Origin of the sequence: Streptococcus sp. (assembly GCF_019414905.1) — a bacterium.
Lineage (GTDB): Bacteria > Bacillota > Bacilli > Lactobacillales > Streptococcaceae > Streptococcus.
This window is the reverse complement of the sequence record NZ_DXLC01000047.1, coordinates 1-4,176: the sequence shown is the minus strand read 5'-3', so window position 1 is coordinate 4,176 and position 4,176 is coordinate 1. Positions and strand designations below refer to the sequence as shown.

The window sequence follows — 4,176 nt, the reverse complement described above, 5'->3', positions numbered from 1 at the left end:
AGAGCAAACTAGGAAGCTAGCCGTAGGCTGCTCAAAGCACTGCTTTGAGGTTGTAAATAAGACTGACAGAGTCAGTAACATATACCTACGGCAAGGCGAAGCTGACGTGGTTTGAAGAGATTTTCGAAGAGTATGAGGACAGCAAAAAGACTGCACGATTGATGCAGCCTTTTCTTTTTATTTGAGATAGCGTTGAAGGAATTCTTTTGTACGGTCTTCTTTAGGATTAGTGAAGAGGTCTTCTGGTTTACCTTCTTCAGCGATTACACCCTTATCCATGAAGATAACACGGTGAGAGACATCACGGGCGAATTCCATTTCGTGGGTTACGACAATCATAGTCAAGCCTTCCTGAGCCAGATCTTGCATGATTTTGAGGACTTCTCCAACCATTTCTGGATCGAGAGCTGATGTTGGTTCATCAAAGAGAATAGCGTCCGGATTCATTGAAAGGGCACGAGCGATGGCCACACGTTGTTTTTGACCACCTGAGAGTTGTTTTGGTTTCGCTTGCCAGTAGCGTTCTCCCATGCCGACCTTTTCCAGGTTTTCTTTGGCAATCTTTTCAGCTTCTGTACGTTCGCGTTTAAGGACAGTCGTCTGAGCGACGATTGTGTTTTCAAGAACGTTGAGATTTTCAAAGAGGTTAAAGGATTGGAACACCATCCCCAACTTTTCACGGTATTGCGTGAGGTCATAGCCTTTTTCGAGGACGTTTTGTCCATGATAAAGGATTTGTCCATCAGTTGGTGTTTCAAGTAGGTTAATAGAGCGTAGGAAGGTTGATTTTCCGCTTCCAGAGCTTCCGATGATAGAGATGACCTCTCCCTTGTGGACGGTGAGAGAAATGTCTTTTAACACTTCGTTTTGTCCATAGGATTTTTTGAGGTGTTTAATTTCAAGGATTGCTTGTGTCATTATTTCAAATCCTCCGTTTGCATTTGGTTAGCACCTGTAGTATAGGTATCCATGTCCATTCGGCGCTCGATGAAGCGTAGGATACGTGTTACGGTGAAGGTGAGGACAAAGTAAATTACGGCGATGATTGTAAATGTCTGGAAGTATTGATAGGTTTGCGTCGCCACGGTATTTCCTGAGAAATAAAGTTCGACAACAGAGATAACGTTCAATACAGATGTATCTTTGATATTGATGACAAATTCATTACCAGTTGCTGGCAGGATGTTACGGACTACTTGAGGTAGGACAATCTTACGCATGGTTTGGTTATGAGTCATACCAAGAGCAGTAGCGGCTTCAAATTGTCCCTTGTCAACTGCTAGGATACCACCACGGACGATTTCAGTCATGTAGGCACCGGTATTGATTGAAACGATGAAGATAGCAGCCAGTGTACGGTCAAGGTTGATCCCGAAAGCTTGGGCAGTTCCATAGTAGATAACCATTGATTGAACAATCATTGGCGTACCACGGAAAATTTCAATGTAGATGTTGAGAATCCAGCCGACTAGTTTTTGTAGGCCATAAATGGCTTTATTCTCAGATAGAGGAGCAGTACGGAAGACACCAATGGCAAGGCCAATAATGAGACCTATGATGGTTCCGACGATAGAGATTAAAAGAGTGATACCAGCACCACGCAAGAGTTGTTGCCAGTTTTCAGAAAGAATTTTAGCGACTTGGCTAAAGAAACTACTGCTAGTCTCTTCAGTTGTTGTAGCTTCGGCAGGTTGTTCCTTGATCATACGATCCATCAAGGCAACTTGATCGTCTTTTGAAATGGTTTCAATGCTGGCATTGATTTGGCTAATACGGTTGTCATCTTTACGAAGTCCAATAGCGATAGCTGTATCTTCTTCTCCAGTTTTGAAACCTGGTTCTACTTGGACCATCTTGAACTTAGAGTTAGCGGCTTCAGCAGTCAGAGCTTCAGGGCGTTCAGAAACATAGGCGTCGATGACACCAGCCTCAAGAGCTTGACGCATTTGAGCGAAGTCTCCCATGGCTGTTTCTTTTTTAGCACCTGGGATTTGTGCAATCAAGTCATAAAGGTAGACACCTTGTTGAGAAGTGATTTTCGCACCGTTAAAGTCATCCAAAGATTTTGCGTTTGCGTAGGCAGAATCCTTTTTGACTAGTAGAACTGGTTCGCTAGTGTAGTAACTGCTTGAAAAGGCAATTTCTTGTTTGCGTTCGGCAGTTGGACTCATACCTGCGATAATCATGTCAATCTTACCAGAAGTAAGGGCAGGGACTAGACCTTCCCACTTTGTTTTAACAACCAAAGGTTCTTTACCTAAGTCCTTAGCGATTTTCTTGGCGATTTGAACATCGTATCCGTTAGCATACTGGTTAGTCCCATCGATTTTGACAGCTCCATTGCTATCATCATCCTGAGTCCAGTTAAAGGGAGCATATGCTGCTTCCATCCCGATGCGTAAATATTCATCGGCTTGAGCAACATTGACAAGTCCCAGCATCAGCAAGAGACTTGTGAAAATAGATAAGTATATTTTTCTCATGATTTCTCCTATTTCTAATCTATTAAAAAATAACTGTCTCCTATTTTATCGAAAAAAACTCTATTTTTCAATATAGGTAAGCCCTTACTTGAGAAAAAATGATATAATGATAGCAAAGATAAAAAGGGGGCTTGTTTGATGAAAAAAACTTTTTTCTTACTAGTGTTAGGCTTGTTTTGCCTTCTGCCACTCTCTGTTTTTGCCATTGATTTCAAGATAAACTCTTATCAAGGGGATTTGTATATTCATGCAGACAATACGGCAGAATTTAGACAGAAGATAGTTTACCAGTTTGAGGAAGATTTTAAGGGGCAAATCGTGGGACTTGGACGTGCTGGCAAGATGCCTAGTGGATTTGACATTGATCCTCGTCCAAAGGTTCAGGCTGCGAAAAATGGTGCTGAACTAGCAGACGTTACTAGCGAAGTGATAGAAGGAGCAGATGGTTATACTGTTAAAGTTTATAATCCAGGTCAGGAAGGTGACACAGTTGAAGTTGACCTCGTCTGGAACTTAAAGAATTTGCTTTTCCTATATGATGATATCGCTGAATTAAATTGGCAACCTTTAACGGATAGTTCAGGGACTATTGGAAAGTTTGAATTTCATGTAAGGGGAGACAAGGGGGCTGAAAAACTCTTTTTCCATACAGGGAAACTCTTTAGAGAGGGAACGGTTGAAAAGAGTAACCTTGATTATACTATCCGTTTAGACAATCTTCCGGCTAAGCGTGGAGTTGAGTTGCATGCCTATTGGCCTCGGACCGATTTTGCTAATGCTACGGATCAGGGATTGAAAGGGAATCGTTTAGAAGAGTTTAATAAGATAGAAGACTCGATTGTTAAAGAAAAAGAGCAAAGTAAACAACTCGTTACTTGGGTCTTTCCTTCGATACTTTCTATCTCCTTGTTATTGAGTGTTTGCTTCTATTTCATCTATAGAAGAAAGACCACTCCTTCAGTCAAATATGCCAAAAATCATCGTCTCTATGAACCACCAATGGAATTAGAGCCTATGGTTTTATCAGAGGCAGTTTATTCGACCTCCTTGGAGGAAGTGAGTCCTCTAACAAAAGGAGCAGGTAAATTTACCTTTGACCAACTTATTCAAGCTACCTTGTTAGATGTGATAGACCGTGGGAATGTCTCTATCATTTCAGAAGGAGATGCAGTTGGTTTGAGGCTGGTCAAAGAAGATGGTTTGTCAAGCTTTGAGAAAGACTGTCTAAATCTGGCTTTTTCAGGCAAAAAAGAAGAAACTCTTTCCAATTTGTTTGCGGATTACAAGGTATCTGATAGTCTTTATCGTGGAGCCAAAGTTGCTGATGAAAAACGGATTCAAGCAAGAGGGCGTCAGCTCAAATCTTCTTTTGAAGAAGTATTGAAAGAGATGCAAGAAGGAGTGAGAAATCGAGTTTCCTTCTGGGGGCTCCCAGATTATTATCGTCCTTTAACTGGTGGGGAAAAGGCCTTGCAAGTGGGTATGGGACTCTCTACAGTCTTACCTCTATTTATTGGATTTGGTTTGTTCTTGTACAGTTTGGATGTTTATGGCTATCTTTACACCCCCTTGCCAATACTTGGTTTTCTAGGTTTGGTTTTGGCTGTTTTCTATTATTGGAAGCTTCGATTAGATAACCGTGATGGTGTCCTAAATGAAGCAGGGGCAGAAGTCTACTATCTCTGGACCAGTT

The 4,176-nt window shown here is 41.6% G+C and carries 3 protein-coding genes; 1 reads left to right on the top strand and 2 read right to left on the bottom strand.

What is annotated here, in order from left to right; all coding sequences use genetic code 11:
- Positions 1-177: 177 nt before the first annotated feature.
- Both QZ359_RS01205 and QZ359_RS01200 read right to left on the bottom strand, forming a co-directional pair.
- Positions 178-918 carry an amino acid ABC transporter ATP-binding protein gene (locus QZ359_RS01205; RefSeq protein WP_000189477.1) on the bottom strand — a complete coding sequence of 247 codons (741 nt, stop codon included), beginning with the start codon at positions 916-918 and terminating at the stop codon, positions 178-180.
- Positions 918-2,483 (bottom strand): ABC transporter substrate-binding protein/permease, encoded by a 1,566-nt coding sequence (locus QZ359_RS01200; RefSeq protein ID WP_261043595.1) that lies wholly within the window; start codon positions 2,481-2,483, stop codon positions 918-920. The genes QZ359_RS01205 and QZ359_RS01200 overlap by 1 nt, the downstream gene beginning before the upstream one ends.
- Positions 2,484-2,621: 138 nt before the next feature.
- On the opposite strand from QZ359_RS01200, the gene QZ359_RS01195 reads away from it, so the two are divergent.
- On the top strand, positions 2,622-4,176 hold a 1,555-nt coding region (locus tag QZ359_RS01195), incomplete at its 3' end, for a DUF2207 domain-containing protein (RefSeq protein WP_293954416.1).

What these genes read in the sequence shown, in the direction of transcription:
- QZ359_RS01205 (WP_000189477.1), bottom strand. Translation starts at nt 918, where the DNA reads ATGACACAAGCAATCCTTGAAATTAAACACCTCAAAAAATCCTATGGA.
- QZ359_RS01200 (WP_261043595.1), bottom strand. Translation starts at nt 2,483, where the DNA reads ATGAGAAAAATATACTTATCTATTTTCACAAGTCTCTTGCTGATGCTG.